The organism is Arenibaculum pallidiluteum, assembly GCF_017355985.1.
Classification (GTDB): Bacteria; Pseudomonadota; Alphaproteobacteria; order Azospirillales; family Azospirillaceae; genus Arenibaculum; species Arenibaculum pallidiluteum.
The window spans coordinates 401,184-424,284 of the sequence record NZ_JAFIQU010000003.1; the positions used below are offsets into that span (position 1 = coordinate 401,184).

Annotated in this window: 23 protein-coding genes; 7 read left to right on the top strand and 16 right to left on the bottom strand. The window is 68.9% G+C overall.

The features are described from left to right. Positions 1 to 80 precede the first annotated feature (80 nt). From JUB13_RS09050 to JUB13_RS09095, 10 genes are all read right to left on the bottom strand, one after another. Positions 81 to 881, bottom strand: a complete 801-nt coding sequence (locus JUB13_RS09050; RefSeq protein ID WP_207478468.1) for an ABC transporter ATP-binding protein — start codon at positions 879 to 881, stop codon at positions 81 to 83. Between the two features lie 9 nt (positions 882 to 890). Beyond that, positions 891 to 1,667 carry an MlaE family ABC transporter permease gene (locus JUB13_RS09055; protein WP_207478469.1) on the bottom strand — a complete coding sequence of 259 codons (777 nt, stop codon included), beginning with the start codon at positions 1,665 to 1,667 and terminating at the stop codon, positions 891 to 893. Beyond that, entirely contained in the window at positions 1,664 to 2,803 is a 1,140-nt protein-coding gene (gene alr / locus JUB13_RS09060; protein ID WP_207478470.1) for an alanine racemase, read from the bottom strand. The genes JUB13_RS09055 and alr overlap by 4 nt, the downstream gene beginning before the upstream one ends. Further along, positions 2,775 to 4,286 (bottom strand): replicative DNA helicase, encoded by a 1,512-nt coding sequence (locus JUB13_RS09065; RefSeq protein ID WP_207478471.1) that lies wholly within the window; start codon positions 4,284 to 4,286, stop codon positions 2,775 to 2,777. Before JUB13_RS09065 ends, alr begins: the two co-directional genes overlap by 29 nt. Positions 4,287 to 4,531: 245 nt before the next feature. Next, positions 4,532 to 5,602: a sensor histidine kinase gene (locus tag JUB13_RS09070; protein WP_207478472.1), complete on the bottom strand. Its 1,071-nt coding sequence runs from the start codon at positions 5,600 to 5,602 to the stop codon at positions 4,532 to 4,534. A 154-nt stretch (positions 5,603 to 5,756) separates the two neighbouring features. Beyond that, complete coding sequence (gene rplI / locus JUB13_RS09075; RefSeq protein ID WP_207478473.1) at positions 5,757 to 6,323, bottom strand: 50S ribosomal protein L9; 567 nt, start codon at positions 6,321 to 6,323, stop codon at positions 5,757 to 5,759. Beyond that, entirely contained in the window at positions 6,323 to 7,276 is a 954-nt protein-coding gene (locus tag JUB13_RS09080) for a DUF2232 domain-containing protein (RefSeq protein WP_207478474.1), read from the bottom strand. Before JUB13_RS09080 ends, rplI begins: the two co-directional genes overlap by 1 nt. Positions 7,277 to 7,309: 33 nt before the next feature. Then, positions 7,310 to 7,573 carry a 30S ribosomal protein S18 gene (gene rpsR, locus JUB13_RS09085; RefSeq protein WP_207478475.1) on the bottom strand — a complete coding sequence of 88 codons (264 nt, stop codon included), beginning with the start codon at positions 7,571 to 7,573 and terminating at the stop codon, positions 7,310 to 7,312. Next, entirely contained in the window at positions 7,570 to 8,004 is a 435-nt protein-coding gene (gene rpsF, locus JUB13_RS09090; RefSeq protein ID WP_207478476.1) for a 30S ribosomal protein S6, read from the bottom strand. Before rpsF ends, rpsR begins: the two co-directional genes overlap by 4 nt. Positions 8,005 to 8,205: 201 nt before the next feature. Further along, complete coding sequence (locus JUB13_RS09095) at positions 8,206 to 8,562, bottom strand: response regulator (protein WP_207478477.1); 357 nt, start codon at positions 8,560 to 8,562, stop codon at positions 8,206 to 8,208. Positions 8,563 to 8,741: 179 nt separating this feature from the next. Here JUB13_RS09095 and fabD point away from each other — a divergent pair, with 179 nt between their 5' ends. The 5 genes from fabD (at position 8,742) to mltG (ending at position 13,193) form a co-directional block, all read left to right on the top strand. Continuing rightward, positions 8,742 to 9,683, top strand: coding sequence for an ACP S-malonyltransferase (fabD, locus tag JUB13_RS09100; RefSeq protein WP_207478478.1), 942 nt, complete (start codon positions 8,742 to 8,744; stop codon positions 9,681 to 9,683). Positions 9,684 to 9,694: 11 nt separating this feature from the next. Continuing rightward, complete coding sequence (fabG, locus tag JUB13_RS09105) at positions 9,695 to 10,432, top strand: 3-oxoacyl-[acyl-carrier-protein] reductase (protein WP_207478479.1); 738 nt, start codon at positions 9,695 to 9,697, stop codon at positions 10,430 to 10,432. A 170-nt stretch (positions 10,433 to 10,602) separates the two neighbouring features. Continuing rightward, positions 10,603 to 10,842 carry an acyl carrier protein gene (locus JUB13_RS09110; RefSeq protein WP_207478480.1) on the top strand — a complete coding sequence of 80 codons (240 nt, stop codon included), beginning with the start codon at positions 10,603 to 10,605 and terminating at the stop codon, positions 10,840 to 10,842. A 70-nt stretch (positions 10,843 to 10,912) separates the two neighbouring features. Beyond that, a complete protein-coding gene (fabF, locus tag JUB13_RS09115) occupies positions 10,913 to 12,178 on the top strand; it encodes a beta-ketoacyl-ACP synthase II (RefSeq protein WP_207478481.1) in 1,266 nt (421 codons plus the stop codon). Positions 12,179 to 12,188: 10 nt separating this feature from the next. Continuing rightward, a complete protein-coding gene (gene mltG, locus JUB13_RS09120; protein WP_207478482.1) occupies positions 12,189 to 13,193 on the top strand; it encodes an endolytic transglycosylase MltG in 1,005 nt (334 codons plus the stop codon). Positions 13,194 to 13,211: 18 nt separating this feature from the next. Here the strand turns inward: mltG and JUB13_RS09125 are convergent, their stop codons facing one another. Beyond that, the gene (locus JUB13_RS09125; protein ID WP_207478483.1) at positions 13,212 to 13,694 is read right to left on the bottom strand and encodes an Lrp/AsnC ligand binding domain-containing protein; all 483 of its coding nucleotides are present in this window, start codon (positions 13,692 to 13,694) and stop codon (positions 13,212 to 13,214) included. 136 nt (positions 13,695 to 13,830) lie between these two features. Here JUB13_RS09125 and putA point away from each other — a divergent pair, with 136 nt between their 5' ends. After that, a complete protein-coding gene (putA, locus tag JUB13_RS09130; RefSeq protein ID WP_207478484.1) occupies positions 13,831 to 16,968 on the top strand; it encodes a bifunctional proline dehydrogenase/L-glutamate gamma-semialdehyde dehydrogenase PutA in 3,138 nt (1,045 codons plus the stop codon). 19 nt (positions 16,969 to 16,987) lie between these two features. Here putA and JUB13_RS09135 read toward each other — a convergent pair whose 3' ends face one another. Then, positions 16,988 to 17,200: an anti-sigma factor family protein gene (locus JUB13_RS09135; protein ID WP_236024829.1), complete on the bottom strand. Its 213-nt coding sequence runs from the start codon at positions 17,198 to 17,200 to the stop codon at positions 16,988 to 16,990. A 410-nt stretch (positions 17,201 to 17,610) separates the two neighbouring features. Beyond that, the gene (locus JUB13_RS09140; RefSeq protein ID WP_207478485.1) at positions 17,611 to 18,084 is read right to left on the bottom strand and encodes a sigma-70 family RNA polymerase sigma factor; all 474 of its coding nucleotides are present in this window, start codon (positions 18,082 to 18,084) and stop codon (positions 17,611 to 17,613) included. Positions 18,085 to 18,695: 611 nt separating this feature from the next. Here JUB13_RS09140 and JUB13_RS09145 point away from each other — a divergent pair. Beyond that, complete coding sequence (locus JUB13_RS09145; protein WP_207478486.1) at positions 18,696 to 21,194, top strand: glycogen/starch/alpha-glucan phosphorylase; 2,499 nt, start codon at positions 18,696 to 18,698, stop codon at positions 21,192 to 21,194. Between the two features lie 123 nt (positions 21,195 to 21,317). Here the strand turns inward: JUB13_RS09145 and JUB13_RS09150 are convergent, their stop codons facing one another. From JUB13_RS09150 to JUB13_RS09160, 3 genes are all read right to left on the bottom strand, one after another. Further along, complete coding sequence (locus tag JUB13_RS09150) at positions 21,318 to 21,944, bottom strand: ATP-dependent Clp protease proteolytic subunit (protein WP_207478487.1); 627 nt, start codon at positions 21,942 to 21,944, stop codon at positions 21,318 to 21,320. Positions 21,945 to 22,043: 99 nt separating this feature from the next. Next, positions 22,044 to 22,472, bottom strand: coding sequence for a PRC-barrel domain-containing protein (locus tag JUB13_RS09155; protein WP_207478488.1), 429 nt, complete (start codon positions 22,470 to 22,472; stop codon positions 22,044 to 22,046). Between the two features lie 87 nt (positions 22,473 to 22,559). Next, a complete protein-coding gene (locus JUB13_RS09160; protein ID WP_207478489.1) occupies positions 22,560 to 23,060 on the bottom strand; it encodes a YgaP family membrane protein in 501 nt (166 codons plus the stop codon). Positions 23,061 to 23,101 lie beyond the last annotated feature (41 nt).

Below are 23,101 nucleotides of genomic sequence, written 5' to 3' on the forward strand. Positions count from 1 at the left end.
GCCTCGCCGCTGCTCTATTTGGGCATTGCGGCCAGGCGTTTCATCCGGCGGCCGCGCCCGCGCGCGGCGTCGGGTGCGCGTCAGGGATGCAGGATCTCCATCTGGATCGGCCCGTCGGCACGGCCATGGACGAACTGGTCGACCATGGCGTTGCCGGACCGGTCGATCTCGGAGGCGTGTCCCTGCCAGACGATCCGGCCCTGGTGGATCATCGCGATCCGGTCAGCGATCTTGCGGGCGGAGGCCATGTCGTGGGTGATCGACACGGCGGTCGCGCCGAGGTCGCGCACGCATTTCACGATCAGGTCGTTGATGACGTCCGACATGATCGGGTCCAGCCCTGTTGTGGGCTCGTCGAAGAAGATGATCTCGGGCTCGGTCGCAATCGAGCGCGCCAGCGAGACGCGCTTCTGCATGCCGCCCGAAAGCTCTGCGGGGAAGAGCTCCGCGACCTCCTTGCCGAGCCCGACCTGGGCGAGCTTGCGCAGGGCGATGTCCTTCGCTTCGCGGCGACCCATCCGCTCGCCCTGGATCAGGCCGAAGGCGACGTTCTCCCAGACCTGGAGGCTGTCGAAAAGGGCGCCGCCCTGGAAAAGCATGCCGAACTTGCGCATCACGCGCTCGCGATCACGCGGCCGCAGATGCGTCGTGTCCTCGCCGTCGATCTCGATCCGGCCCCCATCGGGCTCGAGAAGCCCCAGGATGCACTTCAGCAGCACCGACTTGCCGGTGCCCGACCCGCCGATGATCACCAGCGACTCGCCGGTGCCGACGTCCAGGTCGACGCCGTTCAGCACGTGCTTGGGGCCGAAGGACTTGCGCACGCCGCGCAGCCGGATCTTCGGCGTTGCGGCGGGCTGGCTCGGGGTGCTGTCGGGCATCGCGGTCACTTACTTCGTCGAGAAGAAGATGCCGGTGATCAGGTAGTTCGTCACCAGGATCAGCACCGATGCGGACACCACGGAGTTTGTGGTCGCCGTTCCGACGCCCTGCGCTCCGCCGCGCGAGCGGTAGCCGTGATAGCAGCCCATGAGCGCGATCAGGAACCCGAAGACCGCGGCCTTGACCAGGCCGGAGATCACGTCCACCGCCTCGAGATACTCCCAGGTCCGGCTGATGTAGGAGGCCGGGTTGAAGTCCAGGCGGTAGACGCCGATCAGGAAGCCGCCGAAGACGCCGATCACGTCGGCCACCAGAACGAGCAGCGGTAGCATGGTCAGCCCGGCGATCAGCCGGGGCGCGACAAGGTACTTGAAGGGGTTGGTCGAGAGGGTGGTCAGCGCGTCGACCTGCTCGGTGACGCGCATGGTCCCGATCTCGGCCGCCATGGCGGCGCCGATGCGCCCTGCCACCATCAGGCCGCCCAGCACGGGGCCGAGCTCGCGGGTCACCGACAGGACCACCACCGTGGCGATGGCTCCCTCGGCCTGGAAGCGCGCGAAGCCCGTGTAGCTCTGCAGCGCGAGGACCATGCCCGTGAACAGCGCCGTCAGGCCCACGACCGGCAGCGAATAATAGCCGATATCCACCATCTGGCGCAGGATCAGCCGCGGGTAGAAGGGCGGCCGCACGCTGTGGGACAGGGCCGAGGCCGTGAAGATCGCGAGCGCGCCGGTCGCTTCGAGCAGGACGAGGAAGGCGCGTCCGGTCGCCGCGACGAAGGTCATGCTGGAAGTCCGTCCGGCAGGTAGCGGCGCCAGTAGCGCCGGCCGAGCGAGGTCATGACCTCGTAGCCGATGGTGCCGGCCTCGGCGGCAACCTGGTCGACGGTGCGGTGCGGGCCGATCAGCTCGGCGAAGTCGCCCTGCCGGATGGCATCCTCGGGCACGTCGGTCACATCGACGGTAATCAGGTCCATGGAGACGCGTCCGATCACGGGAGCTGGGCGGCCGGCGACCAGGACGTGGCCGGCACCGCTGAGAGACCGGCTGTATCCGTCGGCATAACCCGTTGCGATTGTTGCAACTTTCCCGGCGCGTACAACCGTGTGCGTCGCACCGTAGCCAACCGTCATGGGGCTGTCAACGGGCCGGACCTGCAGGATCCGGGCGCGCAGCTTGATGGTCGGCAGCATCGGGTTCGGCGTGCCGGGTGTCGGGTTGATCCCGTAGAGCGCGCATCCGGGACGCACGAAGTCGAAGTGATAGTCGGGCCCCAGGAAGATCCCGGCGCTGTTCGCCAGGCTGGCGGGCGCCCCGGGGAGCCTGGCCAGGGCCGCCCTGAAGCGGCCCGCCTGGTCGGCATTCAGTGGATGGCTCGCGATCTCCGCGCAGGCGAGATGGGTGATCCAGCCGCGGAGATCGACGCCGCGGAGCCGCTCCGGCTCGGCCGCCAGTGTGCCCTGCTCCGCTGGGGCGAGCCCCAGGCGGTTCATGCCGGTGTCGAGATGGATGAAGGCCGGGAGCACCCGGCCCAGCGTCGCGGCGTGTCGTGTCCAGCGGGCCAGGTCATCGAGCGAGTTCAGGACAGGAACGATGCCTGCCGCGGAGAAATCGCCTTCGCTTCCCGGAACGGCACCGTTCAGCACGGCGATCTCGGCTGCGGGCACGGCACCCGCGAGCGCGAGCCCTTCGTCGGGATGGGCGACGAAGAACAGCCGGCACCCCGCGTCCCGGAGCGCCGGCGCGACACGCTGGGCGCCGAGCCCGTACGCATCCGCCTTGACCACCGCCGCGCAGGCAGCCGGCCTTACCCGGTCGCGAAGGAGCCGCCAGTTCGCCGCCACGGCAGACAGGTCGACGTCGAGGATCGCGCCGGCCCGGGCCGGCACGTCGTCATTCTTCGAAGGGGTTGCCGCCGCCATGCTGGGTGTCGAGGTTTCCGAACCGGGTGTACTCGCCCTCGAAATGCAGGCGGACGGTGCCGATGGGACCGTGGCGCTGCTTGGCGATGATGACCTCGGCCGTGGCATGGACCTCCTCGCAGCGCTGCTGCCAGCGCTGGTATCGGTCGTTGAACTTGTCGTCGCTCTCGTCCGGCCGGCGCGCGGGCTCCGAGCGCTCGAGGTAGTAGGGCTCGCGGAACACGAACATCACCACGTCCGCGTCCTGCTCGATCGAGCCGGATTCACGCAGGTCCGAGAGCAGGGGGCGCTTGTCCTCGCGCTGCTCGACGGCACGCGAGAGCTGCGAAAGCGCAAGCACCGGGACATTCAGCTCCTTGGCGATGGCCTTCAGTCCGCGCGTGATCTCCGAGATCTCCTGCACGCGGTTCTCGCTGGAGCTGGAGGAGCCGCGCAGGAGCTGCAGGTAGTCGACGACGATCAGGCCCAGCCCCGACGGCGCCGACCGCGCCAGCCGCCGCGAGCGCGTCCGGACCGCGTTGATGGACAGGGCCGGCGTATCATCGATGTAGAAGGGGCAGCGGCCGACGCGCTGGGCCGCCTCGGCGAAGCGCTGGAAATCCTCGTTCTTGAGATCGCCGCGGCGGATCTTCTCGGAAGGGACGCGCGCCTCGTCCGCCAGGATGCGGTTCGCCAGCTGCTCGGCCGACATTTCGAGAGAGTAGAATGCGACCCCCGCGCCCTCCTTCCCGCCGGTGTCCAGCCACGCCTTGGCGGCATTGAATGCCATGTTCACGGCGAGCGAGGTCTTGCCCATGGACGGGCGGCCCGCGAGGATCAGAAGGTCTGACCGATGCAGCCCGCCGAGCTTGCGGTCCATGTCGATCAGGCCCGTCGTGACGCCGGTGATCGCCGAATCCCGCTTGTAGGCCGCTGCGGCGGAGTCGATGGCGAGCTTCAGGGAGTCTGAGAAGCTTACGAAGCCGCCCTTCACGTCGCCCAGGCTTGCGAGCTCGAAGAGCTTCTGCTCGGCCTGTTCGATCTGGGAGACGCCGTCCGCGTCGACCTTCTGGTCGTAGGCCTCGTTGACGGTCTCCTCGCCGATGTCGATCAGGCGGCGGCGCAGGAACAGGTCGTGGATCACCCGGCCGTAATGCTCGGCGTTGATCACCGAGACCACTTGGGCGGCGAGCTCCGCCAGGTAGGCGGCACCGCCGACGCCGCCGAGGTCGGGGTCCTTCTCGAAGAAGCCTTTCAGGGTCACCGGATCGGCGACGCGGCCCTGGCTGATCAGCGATTCCACGGCCGCGAAGACGCGCTGGTGCAGCGGGTCGTAGAAGTGCTCGGCCTTCAGGAACTCCGCGACCCTCTCATAGGCCTTGTTGTTCGTGAGGATCGCGCCCAGGAGCCCCTGCTCGGCCTCGGTGTTGTGCGGCATGACCCGGTATCCGGGCTGGCCCTCGGCGTGGTCGACGGGGCGGAGTGCGACGGCGTTCGTGCTCATGGGGCGACGCTAGCAGAGCGGGGCGCGCGAGGGTAGGCGATGCTGGCGCGGCGGCCTGTGGAAACCGCGACGCAATTTGTCCACAGCATGTGCATAACGGGGACTGGTCGCTGCTTTGCGCGGCCGGAAGTGCCCGGGCGCCTGCACCTCCGAGGCGCGGGCTGGTCCACTCCGCGCTGTGGAAAACGGGTCGCCTCGGCCTGCGGCACCTGCGCGGCGCCGCCAGGACACGCCCCAGCTTTGCCTCAGCTGCGGCCCGGGGCGAGGCGCCGGGCAAGTGCCGAGAACTCCTCTCCCGGGACGGGCGGGCGGATCGGGAAGGTGAGGACGGCCCAGCGCCCCGGGTCTCCGACGAGCTGCACGCCGCCGCCGAGCTGGTGTGCCAGGCGGTGGATCAGCTTCATGCCGAGGGGATCGTCGCGCCGCTCGCTCAACGGTTCCGCCCCGCCGATCTCCACGACCAGGTTGCCGTCGGCGGGGACGAGATGGACCGTTATCGCGGTTTGCGGCCCGGCAGGGCTCTGCGCCATCGCATCGGCGACGAGCTCGTGCAGCAGCAGTCCGGCCGGAACAGCTTGGGTCAGGGTCAGGAGCACGGGCTGCCCGAGCACCGACAGCCGCGAGGTTCCGGTGCCGTCCCGGTACTGCGCCTCGAGCTCGGTGCAGAGCTGCCGGGCGTAACCCGTGAAGTCGAGGGTCGCGGCCTCCTCGGTCCTGTACAGGATGTCATGGACCAGTGCCATGGACCGGACGCGGGCCTGCAGGTCGCGCAGCAGTGCGGCGCCGGCCGGGTCCGCGACGCGGCTTTCGTGCAGGCGCAGTAGGCTCGAGACGATCTGGAAGTTATTGCGGACCCGGTGGTGGACCTCGGCGAAGAGGGCCTCCTTGTCGGCGAGCGCGCGCTTCAGCGCGGCCATGGCCCAGTCCCGCTCCGCCCGCTCCCGTGCCTCCGTCAGCGCGCGCGCCACGGCCCGGGACAGGCGGCTGAGCCGGTCCTTGAGCACGTAGTCGGTCGCGCCTTCGCGCAGCAGCTCGGTCGCCCGCTCCTCGCCGATGGCACCGGACAGCAGGACGAACGGCGTGTAGGGCGCCTTGGAGCGCGCGATTCGCAACGCCGACAGTCCGTCGAAGGATGGCAGCGAGAAGTCGGAGAGGATCAGGTCCGGCATCGGACCTTGGGACAGCGCGTCGTGGAAGGCGGGTTCCGTGTCGACGCGGAAGATAACGCAGTCCAGCCCGTCGGATCGCAGGCGCTCGGCCGCGAGTTCCGCATCGTTGGGGTCGTCCTCCAGATGGAGGATCTGAATGGACGCCATGGCTCCCCCAAGCGGCGGCCCCCAGCCGGGGGGACGGCGCGAAAGCTCTGCGTAGCGTGCCCGCCGGCACCCTGGTGATCCAGCCTTACGTTCGGCCTAATACCACTGGCTGGGCGACGGAGGGGCGCACCGGCGGCGCGCCCCCCGCGAGAGCTCAGGCCTGGTCCTCGGCGTCCTCGGCCGTGGCGGCTTCCTGTACGGCGGCCTCTTCCTCCTCCTGGCGCAGGTCGGCGGCGGTGACCGCCGAGCCGCGCTGGGCCTGGATCTCGGCCTCCTCCGCACTGCGCGCCACGTTCACCGTGACCGCGACCGAGACCTCCGGGTGCAGGACGAGGCGCACCTTGCTGAGGCCCAGGGTCTTGATCGGGTGGTCGATCGCAACCTGCTGGCGGTTGACGGTGAAGCCGGCCTCGGTGACCGCCTCGGAGATGTCGCGCGCCGAGACCGAGCCGTAGAGGATCCCCGTGTCGCCGGCCTGGCGGATCACCACCACGGACAGCCCCTCGGCCTTGGTGGCGAGCTGCTGAGCCTCCTCGCGGCGCTTCAGGTTCGTGGCCTCGAGCTGGGCGCGCTGGGTTTCGAAGAACGCCAGGTTGTCCTTGGTCGCCCGCATGGCCTTCTTCTGGGGCAGGAGGAAGTTGCGGGCGTAGCCCGGCTTCACCTTGACGACCTGACCCATCTGGCCGAGCTTCTCGACCCGCTCCAACAGAATAACTTCCATCACACATCCTCCGAAGGGGGCCGCGGCCGCGCCAGCTTCGCGCGCAGCCCCGCCCAGTGTTCGATCAGGCCCAGGCCGACGACCAGCGGGATCGCGGACTGGACCACCAGCAACAGAAAATAGAACGGCACCAGCACCAGCAGCGGCCGCCCCGACCCGCGCTCCGCGAAGGCATGCACCACGGCAAGCCCGCCGAAGAGGAACGGCACGAGGAAGACGAGCGCCGCGTTCAGCGCCACGTAGCCCGGCGTGCCATCCGCCAGCAGCGCCAGCAGTCCCGTCCCGGCGAGCAGCATCGGCGCCCAGCCCGGGAGCGTCAGCTCGCTCATGCGGATCGGAGGCCGCCGGTTCCGCCCGAACCGCATCAGCAGGCCCTGGGCCAGTGCCCCGTTGGCCACCGTCATGGCGAGCCAGATCCCGACGACCAAGGCCGGGAAGAACGGAACCAGCATGTCCTCGAGCGTCTGCACCGCGGCTGGGTCGACCGCGTCCGAGAGCGTGGCGAGGCCCGCGAGGCTTCCCGAGACGATGTCCTGGACCAGCCCTTCGAGCCCGCCCTCCTGGTCCGAGACCAGGACCGCAGCACCGACGATCAGCAGCGCGCCGTACCCGGCGAGAAGGCAGATCAGCCGTCCCGGCGGGTACCACTCCAGCGTGCCGTCCTGCCGGCTCCGGGCAAGCAGCGCTTGCCGGGCGACGAGCAGGACGGGCGCCAGGTTCGCCAGCGCGAAGGCGATGCCGGCGAAGACGTTGGCCACGAGGGACACCGCCGCCGTCGCCGTGACGCCGCCCAGCAGCGCCGCGCTGAACCCCGGGCCGAGGCCCAGCAGAAGCAGCGGAAGCGGCGCCAGGTAGGCGAGGATCAGTGCCCCCGTCCCGCCCGCGAGCACGGACAGGAAGAACAGCGCCGAAACGCCGCCACCGCCAGCCGCAAGAAGCAGGAAGGGGGACATGCGGACCCTCGCCTCACCGGTGCCGCCGGCCGCTCACTTCACGACGTAGGGCAGCAGGGCCAGGAAACGCGCCCGCTTGATCGCCTGGGCCAGCGCACGCTGCTTCTTGGCGGAAACGGCGGTGATCCGGCTCGGGACGATCTTGCCGCGCTCCGAGACGAAGCGGGACAGGAGCTTCACGTCCTTGTAGTCGATCGCCGGCGCGTTGGGCCCGGAGAAGGGGCAGGTCTTGCGGCGGCGGAAGAACGGGCGTCGTGCGCCGCCCGCGGGGCGGCCACCGGCTGCGGGTCCGGTCATGCTTGGTCTCCTTCTTCACGGCGGGGGGCGCGCTCGGCGCGGTCTCCGAAGCGGTCGCTGCGCGGGCCACGGGGGCCGCGATCGCCACGATCACCGCGGTCGCGCTCGTCGCGGCGCTGCATCATGGCCGAGGGGCCTTCCTCGAGCTTGTCGACGCGGACCGTCATGACGCGCAGGACGTCCTCGTTGATGGCCATGTTGCGCTCCATCTCCGCCACGGCGGCGGCAGGGGCGTCCAGGTTCATCAGGACGTAGTGGCCCTTGCGGTTCTTCTTGATCTTGTAGGCGAGGGTCTTGAGACCCCAGTGCTCGGTCTTGGCGATCTGGCCGCCATTGTCGCGCACGATGCCGGCGAAGGTCTCGGCGAGCTGCTCGACCTGGGCAGCCGAGATGTCCTGGCGTGCGATGAACACGCTCTCGTAAAGTGCCATTTGGTCTCCCCATGGCTGTTGCGCGGTCCGGCGCTGCGCCCGATCCAGGGAGGACCGGTCAGCCGCCCGGACCTAGCCGGCACCTTGGCATCGGCACCGGCAAGGAGCTGCGAAGCGCGGCACTATACAGATTCACGGCTCCGGCTCAAGCCCTGCTTGGGATTCGGCGCGGATTCGCCGCGCGGTCCGCCGCCGGACGTCTCAGCCGCCGAGCGCCTCGAGGGCGCGCGCCATGGCCCCGGCGCTAACCGGCTTGTGCAGGAAGCCGGCCGGGCACACGGACGCGGCCCGGCGCCGCGTCTCGGGGTCGCCCAGCGCCGAGGCAAACAGGATCCGGATCCCCGTCGCGTCCTGGATGCGGCGTGCCGCGTCGATGCCGTCCGTGCCCTGGGCCAGGCGGATGTCCATGATGATGGCGTCGGGGCGCAGGTCCAGCGCCAGGCCTACCGCCTCCTCGCCATGGGCCGCCACGGCGACGACCGTGTGGCCGAGCTCGGAAAGCAGGGCCTCCATGTCCCAGGCGACCACGTATTCGTCCTCTACGATCATCACGCGCATGCGACCGTCCCATTTTCACGACGGTTCTTTATTGATGCGGCTAGAACAGGCGGTTCCCGGGTCCGTCACGGTCGCGTTATCGTCCTTCATGTCCGGGGGCGCGCTTGACTTCCCTCCGGGTGCCGCTATGACTGACGGCCAATTTTCTCAAACCCGACACGGATCGACGGCTGAACACCATGACACGCGCTTTCGTCTTCCCGGGACAGGGCAGTCAGGCCGTCGGCATGGGGCGCGACCTCGCCGAGGCGTTCGGCGCCGCGCGCCTCGTCTTCGAGGAGGTCGACGAGGCGCTCGGCCAGAACCTCTCGCGGCTGATGGCCGAGGGGCCTGAGGACGAGCTGACCCTGACCGAGAACGCCCAGCCCGCCCTGATGGCGGTCAGCATGGCCGTCCTGCGGGTCCTCGAGGCCGAGGGCGGGCTCGACCTGACCCGGGCATGTCGCTTCGTGGCGGGCCACAGCCTCGGAGAGTACTCTGCGCTGGCCGCGGCGGGGACGCTGGAGCTGGCCGATGCGGCGAGGCTCCTGAAGCTGCGCGGCCGCTCCATGCAGCAGGCCGTCCCGGTGGGCGAGGGCGCCATGGCGGCGCTGCTCGGCCTCGATCTCGAGGCGGCGCAGGCCGTCGCTGGCGAGGCGGGGCAGGGCGAGGTCTGTGCCACCGCCAACGACAATGCCCCGGGGCAGGTCGTCGTCAGCGGGCACAAGGCCGCGGTCGATCGCGCCATCGCCATCGCCGCGGGACGCGGGGCGCGGCGAAGCGTCCTGCTGCCGGTCTCGGCGCCCTTCCACTGCCCCCTGATGGCGCCGGCCGCCGAGGCCATGGCCGAGGCGCTGGAGAAGGTGACCCTGCGCGTTCCCGCCGTTCCCGTCGTCGCCAACGTCACGGCCGCGGCCGTGACCGACCCGGCCGAGATCCGCAGGCTCCTGGTCGAGCAGGTGACGGGCCTGGTCCGCTGGCGCGAGAGCGTCCTCTTCATGAAGGCGCAAGGGGTGGAGCAGCTCGTCGAGCTCGGTGCCGGCAAGGTGCTGGCAGGCCTGACCAAGCGCATCGACAAGGACGTGGCCGCGACCTCGGTCGGCGCGCCCGCCGATGTCGAGGCCTTCCTGAAAGCCCTTTGAGGATCCGTCCCATGTTCGACCTTCAAGGCAAGTCAGCGCTCGTCACGGGCGCCTCGGGCGGCATCGGCGCCGCGATCGCGCGCGCGCTCCATGCGCGCGGCGCCTCGGTCGCCCTGTCCGGAACCAAGGTCGCGGCGCTCGAGGCGCTGCGCGACGATCTCGGCGACCGGATCGCCATCGTGCCGGCGAATCTCGGCGTCCCGGCGGAGGTCGAGGACCTCGCCAGGCAGGCCGAGGAGGCGCTCGGGAAGGTCGACATCCTGGTGAACAACGCGGGGCTGACCCGCGACGGCCTTGCCATGCGTATGAAGGACGAGGACTGGGACGCGGTGATCGCCGTGAACCTAACCGCCGGCTTCCGTCTCGCCCGCGCGCTGATGCGTGGGATGATGAAGCGGCGCTGGGGGCGGATCGTCGGCATCAGCTCCGTGGTCGGCGTTACCGGGAATGCCGGCCAGGCCAACTACGCAGCCTCCAAGGCCGGCATGATCGGCATGACCAAGGCCCTTGCGGCCGAACTGGCCTCCCGCAACATCACTGCGAACTGCGTCGCTCCCGGCTTCATCCGGACCAGCATGACCGAGGTGCTGAGCGACGAGCAGAAGGCCCGGATCAATGCGACAATCCCGGCGGGCCGGCTCGGCTCTGCCGAGGAGGTCGCCGCGGCGGTCCTGTACCTCGCCAGCGAGGAGGCCGCCTACGTCACCGGTCAGACGCTGCATGTCAATGGCGGCATGGCCATGATCTGATGCCCCGCAGCCATGCCTGGCGCCCTGCCGGGCGCTGGCCAAGGCGGGGAAAACGTGGTATGTGACGGCGCTTTTCCTGGGGCCGACACAGACGAGGTCGGCCTTCACCCGCGGGTGTCCTACGGCCGCGCCTAGCTCTTCAGTCCAGAGACTTCGAAAGGTTCGAGAACATGAGCGACATCGCCGAGCGCGTTAAGAAGATCGTTGTGGAACATCTTGGCGTCGAGGAGGCCAAGGTCACCGAGAACGCCAGCTTCATCGACGATCTGGGCGCCGACAGCTTGGACACCGTCGAGCTCGTGATGGCGTTCGAGGAGGAGTTCGGGGTGGAGATCCCGGACGACGCGGCGGAGAAGATCCTGACCGTCAAGGACGCCATCGACTTCATCAAGGCGAACACCGCCGCCTGATCGCGGCGCATCGGGACGGCCAGGACCCGCGGGGCCTGGCCCGTCAACCCGGAAGAGGACGTGTAGGCTCATGAGGCGTGTCGTCGTAACCGGTATCGGCATGGTCACGCCACTCGGCGTCGGCGTGCAGAACAACTGGACGCGGCTGATCGAAGGCGAATCGGGCATCCGCGGGATCCAGTCCTTCGACGTGTCTGATCTGCCGGCGAAGATCGCGGGCCAGGTCCCGCGGGGCGAGACGTCGAGCGGGCTCTTCAATCCCGACGACTACGTGCCGCCGAAGGACCAGCGCAAGATGGACGAGTTCATCGTCCTTGCGATGGCAGCCGCCAAGGAATCCATCGCGGACAGCGGCTGGGTCCCGCCCGACGACGAGGCTCGCGAGCGCACCGGCGTCCTGGTCGGGTCCGGCATCGGCGGGCTTCCCAGCATCGCGGACGGCGCGGTCACCCTGCACGAGAAGGGGCCCCGCCGCATCTCGCCCTTCTTCATTCCGCAGAGCCTGATCAACCTGGCTTCCGGTCACATCTCGATCGCCCACGGCTTCAAGGGGCCGAACCACTCGGTCGTGACCGCCTGCTCGACCGGCGCCCATGCGATCGGTGACGCGGCCCGCCTGATCATGTGGGACGATGCCGACGTCATGATCGCCGGCGGCACGGAGGCCGCGGTGTCGCGGCTCGGCATCGCCGGCTTCGCGGCGGCGCGCGCGTTGTCCACGAACTTCAACGACCGGCCGAGCGCGGCGTCCCGGCCCTACGACCGCGACCGCGACGGCTTCGTCATGGGCGAGGGCGCGGGCGTCGTGGTGCTCGAGGAGCTCGAGCATGCCAAGCGCCGCGGCGCGAAGATCTATGCCGAGGTCGTCGGCTACGGCATGTCGGGCGACGCCTATCACATCACCTCGCCGCCCGATGACGGCAATGGCGCATTCCGCTCCATGCGGGCCGCGCTGAAGCGCGCCGGGATCGGCACCGACGGGATCGACTACATCAACGCCCACGGCACCTCGACGCCCCTCGGCGACGAAATCGAGCTCGGGGCCGTGAAGCGGCTGTTCGGTGCGGATATCGGCACCGTCTCGATGTCCTCGACGAAGTCCGCCATCGGCCACCTGCTGGGTGCGGCCGGCGCGGTCGAGGCGATCTACTGCATCAAGGCGATCACGGACGGCGTCGTGCCGCCGACGCTGAACCTCGAGAATCCCTCGGAAGGCTGCCTCGGCGTCGATCTCGTGCCGAAGACCTCGAAGGAGAAGCGGGTGCGCGCAGCCCTCTCGAACTCCTTCGGCTTCGGCGGCACCAACGCTTCGCTTATCTTCCGAGAGTTCGCGTAGGCGGCCGGCCATGCGCCGCCTCCTCCGGAGAACTGCGGCGGCGGTCCTGCTTCTGATCGCGATCGCATCGGGCTCGGCGTTCATCGTCCTGCGCGCGATCTCGATGCCCGGGCCGCTGGCCCAGGAGCGGGCGGTCGTTATCCCGCGCGGAGCGGGAGTCGACACGATCTCGCGCCTGCTTGCGCAGGCCGGGATCGTGCGCGAGTCCTGGCAGGTCATGCTTGCGGCGCGTCTGCGCTCGGCCAACCGCCAGCTCCGGGCGGGCGAGTTCCTGTTCCCCGCCCATGTCAGTGCTGTGGACGCCATCGAGATCCTGCGCAGCGGCCAGCCGATCGTGCGGCGGTTCACCGTGGCCGAGGGCCTGACCGCGGCGCAGGTGATCCAGCTCCTGGAGCGGGACCCGTCGCTGGCTGGCGCCGTGCCGCCCGTGCCGCCCGAGGGCAGCCTGCTGCCCGAGACCTATCACTATACCTGGGGCGATCAGAGGGCCGATCTGGTCGAGCGCATGCGCAGCAAGATGCGCGAGGCGCTGGCGGAGCTCTGGGCGCGCCGCTCGGCGGCCACGCCGGTCAAGACCCCGGAGGAGGCCGTGGTCCTGGCATCGATCGTCGAAAAGGAAACCAGCGTCCCCGAGGAGCGCGCGCGCATCGCGGGCGTTTTCGCGAACCGCCTTGCCGCCGGAATGCGCCTGCAGTCGGATCCCACCGTGGTCTATGCCGTTACGGGGGGATCCGGGCCCCTCGGCCGGTCGATCACGCGCGCGGATCTTCGGATGGACAGCCCCTACAACACCTATCTCGTCGACGGCCTGCCGCCCGGGCCGATCGCTAATCCTGGCCTGGCCTCGCTCGAGGCCGTACTGAATCCGGAACCGCACCAGTTCCTCTATTTCGTCGCCGACGGCAACGGCGGCCATGCCTTCGCCCGGACGCTGGCCGAGCACAACCGGAACGTCGCCCGCTGGCGCGCGGCGCAGCGCGACCAGTTGCAGCAGACGGAGAATCCTTCGGACTGACGGATCGGACCGCGGGCCTCAGCGTGCCGCGGGCTGGCCGGGCGGCAGGGTGATCGCGGTCGTCGACTTGACCTCCTCCATCACCGCGTAGGTATGGGTCTCCCGTACGCCGGGCAGGGCGACCAGCGAGCTCCCGAGGAAGTCCCGGTAGGCCGCCATGTCGCGGACCCGCGCCTTCACGAGATAATCGAAGCCGCCGGCGACCATGTGGCACTCCAGGATCTCGGGCATCGTCATCACGGCATCCCTGAACCGCTCGAACACCTCGGGCGTCGTGCGGTCGAGAACAATCTCCGTGAAGACCAGCAGGCCGCTGCCGAGCTTCGCGGGATCGAGCAGGGCCACGTATCCCAGGATGTAGCCGGCCTTCTCGAGGCGGCGCACCCGCTCCAGGCAGGCCGGCGGGCTCAGGTTCACGCGCCGCGCCAGCTCGGCGTTGGTCAGGCGGCCGTCGCGCTGCAGCTCGATAAGTATGGCGCGGTCGACACGGTCGATCTGCATTGACCCGATGCTCCGAAGATCGTGCGGTGGAGCGACCCTGTGGCCGCGAAGGGTTCGCCAAAGGGTGCGATGTTCCGTAGGACATTAGGTGCAACCGCCTCTAGATATAAAGCATCTTCAGCCTGCAGGTGCTCCGATGACCGCATCGCCCGCAACCATCCCCGTCGCCGATCCGCGTGCCGCGATCACCGAAGCCTACCGGGCAGACGAGGCGGGCGCGGTCGAGGGGCTCGTGCGGGCGGCCACTCTGCCGGCGGAGGCGCGGCTCCGGATCCAAGCCGAGGCGGCGCGACTGGTGGAAGGGGTGCGCCGGACGCGGACGCGCTTTGGCGCGCTGGACGCATTCCTTCAGGAGTTCGGCCTGACGACCCAGGAAGGGGTCGCGCTGATGTGCCTTGCCGAGGCGCTGCTCCGCATTCCCGATGCGGACACCGCGGACCGCCTGATCCGGGACAAGATCGGCGGCGCCGACTGGGAGCGGCATCTCGGCAAGGCGGACAGCCTGTTCGTGAACGCCTCCACCTGGGCGCTGATGCTGACCGGGCGCGTCGTCCGCCTGGACGATGAGGTGGTCGGCCGTCCGGTGCGCCTGCTCGACCGGTTGGTTGCGCGCGCCGGCGAGCCGGTGATCCGCCAGGCCATGGTCCAGGCCATGCGCATCCTTGGGCGGCAGTTCGTGATGGGCCGCACCATAAAGGAGGCGCTGGACCGGGCCCGCGAGCCGGAGAAGCAGGGCTACCGCTACTCCTACGATATGCTGGGCGAGGCCGCCCGCACGGAGGCGGACGCCCTGCGCTACCTCAGGACCTACTCGGATGCGATTGCGGCGATCGGCCGGGCGCGGGGCGATCGGTCGGTGCAGACCGGCCCCGGCATCTCGGTGAAGCTGTCGGCACTCCATCCGCGCTATGAAATCGCCCAGCGCGACCGGGTGCTGGCCGAGCTCGCGCCCCGCCTGCTCGACCTGGCGCGGCGGGCGAAGGATGCCGGGATCCATATGACCGTGGACGCCGAGGAGGCCGAGCGGCTGGATCTCTCGCTGGAGCTGATCGAGGCCGTGTTCTCGGATCCCTCGCTCGACGGATGGCAGGGCTTCGGGCTGGCCGTGCAGGCCTACCAGAAGCGTGCCCTGCCGGTTCTCGCCTGGCTGGAGCGGCTCGCCGAGCGGGTCGGCCGCCGGATCATGGTCCGCCTGGTGAAGGGCGCCTACTGGGACAGCGAGGTCAAGCGCGCGCAGGAACGCGGGCTGGAGGCCTATCCCGTTTTCACCCGCAAGGCCTCGACCGACGTGTCGTACCTGGCCTGCGCACGGCGCCTGCTGGCGCGGCGCGACGTCTTCTATCCGATGTTCGCGACCCACAATGCGCATACCGTGGCCTTTGTGCTGGAGGCCGCGGGCGATCGCCGGGGATTCGAGTTCCAGCGCCTGCACGGCATGGGCGAGCCGCTCTATGACCAGATCGTCGGCCCGGCCATGCCGGTCCGCGTCTACGCGCCGGTCGGCGGCCACGAGGACCTGCTGGCCTATCTCGTGCGCCGGCTTCTCGAGAACGGCGCGAACTCGAGCTTCGTGAACCGCATCCAGGACGAGCGCGTCGCGGTGTCGGAGATCGTCGCCGACCCTGTGGCGCGGGTGGCCGCGCTAGCCTCGAAGCCGCATCCGCGCATCCCGCTGCCTTCTGCGATCTATGGCGCGGAGCGGGTCAACAGTACGGGGCTTGACCTGTCCGATCCGGCCGTGACCGCGCCGCTCCTGAAGGACATGGCAGCCGCCTGGTCCCGGCCCTGGGTTGCGGGACCCATCGTGGGCGGCCATCGGATCGAGGGCGCGGGCCGGCCGGTCCTGGATCCCGGCGATCGCCGACGGGTAGTGGGTTCAGTCGTCGAGGCGGGTGCCGAAGCCGTCCAGCAGGCGCTCGCCACCGCGGTGTCCGCGCAACTTGCCTGGGCTGCGGCCGGCGTCGACCGGCGCGCGGAATGTCTGGACCGGACGGCCGCGCTGCTGGAGCAGAGCCGGGCCGAAGTCCTGGCGCTGCTGGTCCGCGAAGCCGGGAAGACGCTGCCGGATGCCCTGGCGGAGCTACGCGAGGCCGTGGATTTCTGTCGCTACTACGCAGCGCGGGGGCGCGCAGACTTCCAGCCTCGCGTCATGCCGGGCCCGACCGGCGAACGGAACGAGCTCCGGCTGACCGGGCGCGGCGTCTTCGTCTGCATCAGCCCCTGGAACTTCCCGCTGGCGATCTTTACGGGGCAGGTGGCCGCGGCGCTCGTTGCCGGGAACGCGGTGGTCGCGAAGCCAGCGGAACAGACGCCGCTCATCGCCGACCTTGCGGTGCGCCTGATGCACCGCGCGGGCGTCCCGCCCGAGGTCCTGCACCTGATCCCCGGTAACGGGGCGCGCGTCGGCGCGCAGCTCGTGGCCGACCGGCGCACGGCCGGCGTGGCCTTCACGGGGTCGACCGAGACGGCGCACGCGATCAACCGGACCCTTGCCGGCAGGGGAGGGCCCATCGTGCCCTTTATCGCCGAGACCGGCGGGCAGAATGCCATGATCGTCGACAACTCCGCCCTTCCGGAGCAGGTGGTCGACGACGTGCTGACCTCGGCCTTCCGCTCGGCCGGACAGCGCTGCTCCGCGCTGCGCGTCCTGTTCGTGCAGGACGGCATCGCTCCGAAGGTGATCGAGATGCTGAAGGGCGCCGCGGCGGAGCTGCGCATTGGCGATCCCGGGCTGCTCGAGACGGATGTCGGCCCCGTGATCGATGGCGAGGCGCTCGCGGTGCTGCAGGCCCATGTGGAACGCATGAAGCGCGAGGCGCGGACGCTCTATGCAGGCGCACTGCCCGCGGAATGCGCCGGCGGATCGTTCCTCGCGCCGCACGCCTTCGAGATCGACCGGCTCGACCTGCTCGAGCGCGAGGTCTTCGGGCCCGTGCTGCATGTCATCCGCTGGAAGGGCGAAGCGCTCGATGCCGTCCTGGATGCCGTCGAGGCGACTGGCTACGGGCTGACGCTGGGCATCCACACCCGGATCGATGCGACTGCGCGCCGTATCTGGGAGCGTTTGCCCGTGGGCAACGCCTATGTGAACAGGAACATGATCGGTGCCGTCGTGGGCGTGCAGCCCTTCGGGGGCGAGGGCCTGTCGGGCACCGGCCCAAAGGCGGGCGGCCCGCATTATCTCTACCGCTTCGCGGCCGAGCGGACGCTGACGGTCAACACCACCGCCGCCGGCGGCAACACGTCGCTGGTTTCCATGGAAGAGGGCGACTGAGCCGACCCCCGTTGCGGGGTCAGCCGTCGCCGCGCCTGCGCAGGGCCTCGAGCATTCGCGGGGGTACCGGTTCCGACAGCACGCCGTCGTAGAGGCGGTGCAGTTCCTGCACCTGCTGGCGGTACTGCTGCAGGAGTGCTGCGGCCTCCTGGTCGGTCTTCAGCGCCTGTTCCACCTCGACCTTCTCCTGCCCGCTCAACGCACCGTCGAGATAGGCGTTGATGTCGCTCATGGTCACCCGCCTCATGGTGCCGTGCCCGGGGAAGAGGCGGACGAGGGAGCTGCGCCGGCGGCGATCCGGAACTCTGAACGTGCTGAGGTGATCGTCGCAGGCCGGCGAAACATCGTCCCTCATTTACGTCGATTGCGCTCCGGGCTGCAAGCGCTGCCCCCTGATGGCCGACCCGCCGATTACGTCCTGCGGCACGGGCGGGTTCGGCGCCTCCCCGTGGCATAACACGGTCCATGGAGGCAGGTTCCTTCCGACCTGTCCTTTCGAGGCATGCCGGAGGTGCAATAAACTCCGAAAGCGCAGAAGGCCCCGGCGGAACGTGTCCGCCGGGGCCTTCCGCATGGCCTCGCCTTCCGCCGGCCGCGCGTTGAAATCCGCGAGCCGGTGCAGAACTCGGTGTCGTCGTGGAATCAGGCAGCCATCAGGTTGTTCAGGCGCTCACGGGCGCGGCACAGGCGCGAGCGGATCGTGCCGATGCTCACGTTCAGCTTCTCGGCCGCTTCCTGGTAGGGCCGTCCCTCGATGGCCACGAGCCGGACAACCTTGCGCTGGCAGGGCGTCAGGCTGTCGAAGGCGCGATCCACGTCACGGAACACGAGCCGGCTGATCTGCGACGGCTCCACCGACGCGGCATGATCCCAGAGTTCGACCTTGGTGACGTGTTTCTCGCGCTGGAGATTGTTGAAATGGAGGTTCTTCAGCATGGTCGTCAGCCATGCCTGCATGTTCGTGCCGGGCTCGAAGCGGTGCGACCGCGAGAGCGCTCGGGCGAGGCAATCCTGGGTCAGATCCTCAGCGGCGGCGGCATCCCTCGTCAGCTTGCAGGCATAGCGGTGAAGATTGGGAATGCAGCTAATGAGCTCGTTGTTGAAGGAATAATCCATTGCATGCCCTCCAATTTCGTTCTTTTCGGCCTTGGCAAAGCTCCGCCCTGCGCCATTTCGGCGCGACGGGCCGGCTGGGGCCGGTCTGGTGGCGTCGGTGTTTCCGCGGTTCAGGACGCGGAGAGCGGGTCCGGGTCCAGGGCCGCTGCGGCGCTTGCGGTCCGCTTGCGCATGGGTTCTGAAGCCTGTGCTGCCGTCATTCTGCTGCTTCCGGCCTTCTGCTTCGTGGTCCGCCTAGCGGCGGGAGTACCCAACTCATCTTGCCCATTGAACGGACGGGATAGCGGAAATGTTCCTGCGCGCCGCTCTCCTCGCGAATTGCCCTTCTTGCAATAAAGAAGTAAAATAGCCCGAATGGCGCCGCTTACACCTGTCAAAGGTATACTTGAAATGCAGCGGCGACGTTTCAACTCCGAACGATCGGACAGGGGACGGCGCGCCATGTGCGACGGAGCCGCCCTTTCGCAGTTGCGGAATACGTCGAAATTGCCCCAACATCTCACGCCGACGCGCGGTGCCTTGACGCAACGTTAACCACGAACGCCGTAAGTGGATGGTCTTTGCCCGGGAGCGCTGCCGCGTTCCCGCCGAACCGACAGGAAGTCGCTCTCATGAAGCCTCGCCAAGCGTCCCGCATGATCGAAAGCAGAGGGCTGGACGTCGATGCGTTCCGGAAGTCCTTCCTGGAGCATCTCGTCTATGAGGTCGGCAAGGATTCCGATGCCGCCACCCGGCGCGACTGGTTCAACTGCGCCGCCATCGGCGTGCGCGACCGTGTCGTGGACCGGTGGATGGAGACCACGAACCGCTATTACGAGGAAGACGCGAAGCGCGTCTACTATCTCAGCCTCGAATTCCTGATCGGCAGGCTGATGACGAACAGCCTTGCCAATCTCGGCGTGATGGAGCCCGTGCAGCGCGCGCTGGACCAGCTCGGCGTGCGCCTCGACGAGATCGTCGACATGGAGCCGGACGCTGCGCTCGGCAATGGCGGCCTCGGCCGGCTTGCTGCATGCTTCCTCGACAGCATGGCGACACTGGACCTCCCGGGCTACGGCTACGGCATCCGCTACGAGTACGGCCTGTTCGAGCAGAGCTTCGAGCACGGCTGGCAGGTCGAGCATCCCGAGAACTGGCTGCAGTTCGGCAATCCCTGGGAATTCCCGCGGCCCGAGGTGCTCTACCCCGTCGAGTTCCACGGCCGGGTCGAGGAGATCCGCGACAGCGTCGGCGAGCGGACCTACAAGTGGGTGGACACCGAGAAGGTGTACGCCATGGCCTATGACACGCCCGTCGTCGGCTACGGCGGGAGGACCATCAACACCCTGCGCCTCTGGTCGGCGAAGCCGACCCGCGACTTCCATCTCGGACATTTCAACGACGGCGACTACATGAAGTCCGTCGAGCAGCGGGTGCTGTCCGAGACGCTGAGCCGTGTGCTCTATCCCAACGATGCCACCGACGCCGGGCGCGAGTTGCGGCTCAAGCAGGAGTACTTCTTCACCAGCGCGTCGCTGCAGGACATCATCCGCCGCTATCTCCAGCACCATTCGACCTTCGACCAGCTTCCCGAGAAGGCGGCGATCCAGCTCAACGACACGCATCCTGCGATCGGGATCGCCGAGCTGATGCGCCTGCTGGTCGACGTGCACGGCGTCGCATGGGAGAAGGCCTGGGACCTGACCCAGCGCACCTTCGCCTACACCAACCACACGCTGCTGCCCGAGGCGCTCGAGGCCTGGCCGGTGCGCCTCATCGAGCGCGTGCTGCCGCGCCACATGCAGATCATCTACGAGATCAACGGCCGCTTCCTGAACCGCGTCCGCCAGGCGCGGCCGGACACCGACGGCGCGCGCCTATCCCGGCTGTCCCTGATCGACGAGAACGGCGACCGCCGCGTGCGCATGGGCAATCTCGCCTTCATCGGATCGCACAGGGTGAACGGCGTGTCCGCCCTTCACACCGAGCTGATGAAGCGCACGGTCTTCGCGGATCTCCACCAGGAGTTCGGCGACCGCATCAACAACAAGACCAATGGCATCACGCCACGCCGCTGGCTCCATCAGGCGAACCGGCCGCTGGCGGACCTGATCTCCTCGCGCATCGGGGACGGCTGGGTCCGGAATCTCGACGAGCTCTCGGCCCTGCGGCTGCGCGCCGACGACGCAACCTTCCGTGAGGAGTTCCGGCGCGCCAAGCGGCAGAACAAGAAGCGCCTCGCGGCGCATATCCGCCGTGTCCTCGGCTTCGACGTGAACCCGGACAGCCTGTTCGACGTGCAGGTCAAGCGCATCCACGAGTACAAGCGCCAGCTTCTGAACCTTCTGCAGACCGTGGCGCTGTACAACGAGATCCGCGACAACCAGACCATCGACTGGGTGCCGGTCACCAAGGTGTTCGCCGGCAAGGCTGCCCCGGCCTACCACATGGCCAAGCTGATCCTGAAGCTGATCAACGACGTCGCGAAGGTCGTGAACCACGACCCGGCGGTGCGGGACCTGCTGAAGATCGCGCTGGTGCCCAACTATAACGTCACCCAGGCCGAGATCATCATCCCGGCCGCGGACCTGTCCGAGCAGATCTCGACCGCCGGGATGGAGGCGTCGGGCACCGGCAACATGAAGCTGGCCCTGAACGGCGCGCTCACGATCGGGACGCTCGATGGCGCCAATGTCGAGATCCGCGACGCCGTCGGAGCCGAGAACATCTTCATCTTCGGCCTGACCGCCGAGGAGGTCGGCGACCTGCGGACCACGGGCTACAATCCGCGCGAGGTGATCGCCGCGAACCCGTCGCTGAAGCGCGCCCTGGACATGATCGCCAGCGGCGTCTTCTCGCCCGACGACCCGAACCGCTACCGCCCGATCATCCAGGCGCTGACCGATGGGGGCGACCACTTCCTCGTCACGGCCGATTTCGCGGCCTATGTCGATGCGCATGAGGAGGCGCGCCGCCTCTACCGCGACACCGAGGAATGGACCCGCCGCGCCGTGATCAATACGGCCTCTATGGGCTGGTTCAGCTCGGACCGGACGATCGCGCAGTACGCGCGGGAAATCTGGGACGTGAAGCCGGTCGCGCGCGTCGCGCAGAGCAAGGCGGCCGAGTAGCGATGGACGATGCGGTGCGGCGGCGGGTCATGGGTCCGCCGCCGCATTCCGTTTGCGGGCCTAGGGTATACGGGGACGGACCTGATGGGTCGCGCGGCCGGGCCGCCCGCGCGGCGTCCGATGTCAGCGCAGACGCAGGTGGGTGACGACGTTGGCGCCGCGACGGGCGAGTTCCTCGGCGCTTTCGACGTGGTCGACCGCACCCGAGAAGGCGCCTTCCCTGTGGACCAGCGCGATCCATTCGGGCGAGGCGCCGAGCGCCTTCAGGCGGTCCGCCATCTCGCGCGAGGCGCGGATCGATACATATCCCGTGCGGTCGCTGCGCGGCGCATGGACCATGAATCGGGCGCCGGGTTCGGCTTCGCGGCGCTCGCCAGCCATGAAGAGGCCGACGCACATGCTCTCGCAGGCCGCGCCGCCGCGAACCAGCGTCGTGACCTGTGTTCCGGCCGCCCGCTTGGCGAGCACGGCATCGATCATGGGATAGCCCGCCGCGGTGAAGCCGCCAGGGCTGTCGAGATCGAGAACCACCTTGCCACCCTCGGTGCCGTCGAGGGCTCGGGCGAAGGCGTTGGATACCTCGTGCGTGATGACGCCCCGGATACGGATCACGGTGGCGGCGCCCTCGGCCGTGGCAGTGATCGTGCCCTCGTATCCCTCGACCCGGGCGGCTGGGGTCGCCACGGATGTCGCCGGCTGGAAAGCGGCCGCCAGGGCCGCGAGGGAGACGATCAGGGCTGCGCGGGTCATGGGCTCCTCTGGTCGAGGAGCCCACCCTGCCGGCTAAAGCTGACTTAAGGGTTAATGATCGTTAAGACGGCGTGGCCGGCCCGCCGCGCTCGGGCCGTCTCAGGGGGACTGGCGTCCCTTGTTGAGCGAGACGAGGCTTCCATCCGTGGTGGCTTCCGGCAGCCGGTCCGCGGTCTCGGCAGTCACGTCGGTCGCCACCAGCGCGTCGCGCGCGGCGGCCCGGCGGAGGTCGTCGACGTCCAGGGCCACGTTCTTTCCACCGAAGCCCAGCACGCCGCCCCTGTGAAGGATAACCCGCTGCGGCCTGCCGCGGCTGTCGACGAGCACGTCGTTCACCTCGCCGAGGCTCGACCCGTCACGGCCGATCACGTTCATCTCCATCAGCTCGCTCGCGGCGAGATTGTCGATGGATTGCGTTTCGCTGGTGGCAACGGGCCTCGGCGTTTCGCCGGTCCCCGTAATGTTCTCAATGGTGCCGCAGGCGCCCAGGGACAGGAGCGCTGCCGAGGCGAAAAGCATCCTGCGCATGTCCGTACTCCCCGCTATGGTTGTAACGTCGACCATAACAGTCGGGCCGGCGGTTGATCCCGCCGCCCGCACGCGGACCGTCAATCCTCAGCGCCAGGCGGCGCGAATCGCATCCTCGGCCTTGGTCTCCGCCCCTTTGCGCTTGCCGCGCAGCGCGAGCCCGCTGAAGTCGCCCCGCAATGCCTTCAGCGCCGTGCGCTCGGCATGGATTTCGGCTGCTGTGCGGACACCGAGCCGGCGGAAGAGTGGCACGGGCGGGCACCAGCCCTGCAACGCGTGGAGCAGCAGGAAGCCCGACACCGCCGCGGGCACCCAGAGCAGGCGGCGGTCCCCCAGCGCGGCGGCGAGGCCGATTCCCGCAAGCCCAACCAGCGCTGCATTGGCCTCGATGGTGCGCTCCATGTCCCATTCGCGCTCCAGATCGGCCAGTCTGCCGTCGATGCGGCTGGGCTGCCGGGCCGCACGGCGCACGGTCTCGCTGGTGCCGTCGGCGATGGCGGCGTTGACGGCGGCGGGGCTGTTCCGGATCACGCGCCGGTCGGTCGCCGGCAGGACGTCGAGCACGCGGTCGAGGGTGGCGTTCGTCATTCCGTTTTCCGTCGATCTGACTGCCTTCGGTCAACCCGGCC

What these genes read in the sequence shown, in the direction of transcription:
- JUB13_RS09050 (WP_207478468.1), bottom strand. Translation starts at nt 881, where the DNA reads ATGCCCGACAGCACCCCGAGCCAGCCCGCCGCAACGCCGAAGATCCGG.
- JUB13_RS09055 (WP_207478469.1), bottom strand. Translation starts at nt 1,667, where the DNA reads ATGACCTTCGTCGCGGCGACCGGACGCGCCTTCCTCGTCCTGCTCGAA.
- alr (WP_207478470.1), bottom strand. Translation starts at nt 2,803, where the DNA reads ATGGCGGCGGCAACCCCTTCGAAGAATGACGACGTGCCGGCCCGGGCC.
- JUB13_RS09065 (WP_207478471.1), bottom strand. Translation starts at nt 4,286, where the DNA reads ATGAGCACGAACGCCGTCGCACTCCGCCCCGTCGACCACGCCGAGGGC.
- JUB13_RS09070 (WP_207478472.1), bottom strand. Translation starts at nt 5,602, where the DNA reads ATGGCGTCCATTCAGATCCTCCATCTGGAGGACGACCCCAACGATGCG.
- rplI (WP_207478473.1), bottom strand. Translation starts at nt 6,323, where the DNA reads ATGGAAGTTATTCTGTTGGAGCGGGTCGAGAAGCTCGGCCAGATGGGT.
- JUB13_RS09080 (WP_207478474.1), bottom strand. Translation starts at nt 7,276, where the DNA reads ATGTCCCCCTTCCTGCTTCTTGCGGCTGGCGGTGGCGGCGTTTCGGCG.
- rpsR (WP_207478475.1), bottom strand. Translation starts at nt 7,573, where the DNA reads ATGACCGGACCCGCAGCCGGTGGCCGCCCCGCGGGCGGCGCACGACGC.
- rpsF (WP_207478476.1), bottom strand. Translation starts at nt 8,004, where the DNA reads ATGGCACTTTACGAGAGCGTGTTCATCGCACGCCAGGACATCTCGGCT.
- JUB13_RS09095 (WP_207478477.1), bottom strand. Translation starts at nt 8,562, where the DNA reads ATGCGCGTGATGATCGTAGAGGACGAATACGTGGTCGCCTGGGACATG.
- fabD (WP_207478478.1), top strand. Translation starts at nt 8,742, where the DNA reads ATGACACGCGCTTTCGTCTTCCCGGGACAGGGCAGTCAGGCCGTCGGC.
- fabG (WP_207478479.1), top strand. Translation starts at nt 9,695, where the DNA reads ATGTTCGACCTTCAAGGCAAGTCAGCGCTCGTCACGGGCGCCTCGGGC.
- JUB13_RS09110 (WP_207478480.1), top strand. Translation starts at nt 10,603, where the DNA reads ATGAGCGACATCGCCGAGCGCGTTAAGAAGATCGTTGTGGAACATCTT.
- fabF (WP_207478481.1), top strand. Translation starts at nt 10,913, where the DNA reads ATGAGGCGTGTCGTCGTAACCGGTATCGGCATGGTCACGCCACTCGGC.
- mltG (WP_207478482.1), top strand. Translation starts at nt 12,189, where the DNA reads ATGCGCCGCCTCCTCCGGAGAACTGCGGCGGCGGTCCTGCTTCTGATC.
- JUB13_RS09125 (WP_207478483.1), bottom strand. Translation starts at nt 13,694, where the DNA reads ATGCAGATCGACCGTGTCGACCGCGCCATACTTATCGAGCTGCAGCGC.
- putA (WP_207478484.1), top strand. Translation starts at nt 13,831, where the DNA reads ATGACCGCATCGCCCGCAACCATCCCCGTCGCCGATCCGCGTGCCGCG.
- JUB13_RS09135 (WP_236024829.1), bottom strand. Translation starts at nt 17,200, where the DNA reads ATGAGCGACATCAACGCCTATCTCGACGGTGCGTTGAGCGGGCAGGAG.
- JUB13_RS09140 (WP_207478485.1), bottom strand. Translation starts at nt 18,084, where the DNA reads ATGGATTATTCCTTCAACAACGAGCTCATTAGCTGCATTCCCAATCTT.
- JUB13_RS09145 (WP_207478486.1), top strand. Translation starts at nt 18,696, where the DNA reads ATGAAGCCTCGCCAAGCGTCCCGCATGATCGAAAGCAGAGGGCTGGAC.
- JUB13_RS09150 (WP_207478487.1), bottom strand. Translation starts at nt 21,944, where the DNA reads ATGACCCGCGCAGCCCTGATCGTCTCCCTCGCGGCCCTGGCGGCCGCT.
- JUB13_RS09155 (WP_207478488.1), bottom strand. Translation starts at nt 22,472, where the DNA reads ATGCGCAGGATGCTTTTCGCCTCGGCAGCGCTCCTGTCCCTGGGCGCC.
- JUB13_RS09160 (WP_207478489.1), bottom strand. Translation starts at nt 23,060, where the DNA reads ATGACGAACGCCACCCTCGACCGCGTGCTCGACGTCCTGCCGGCGACC.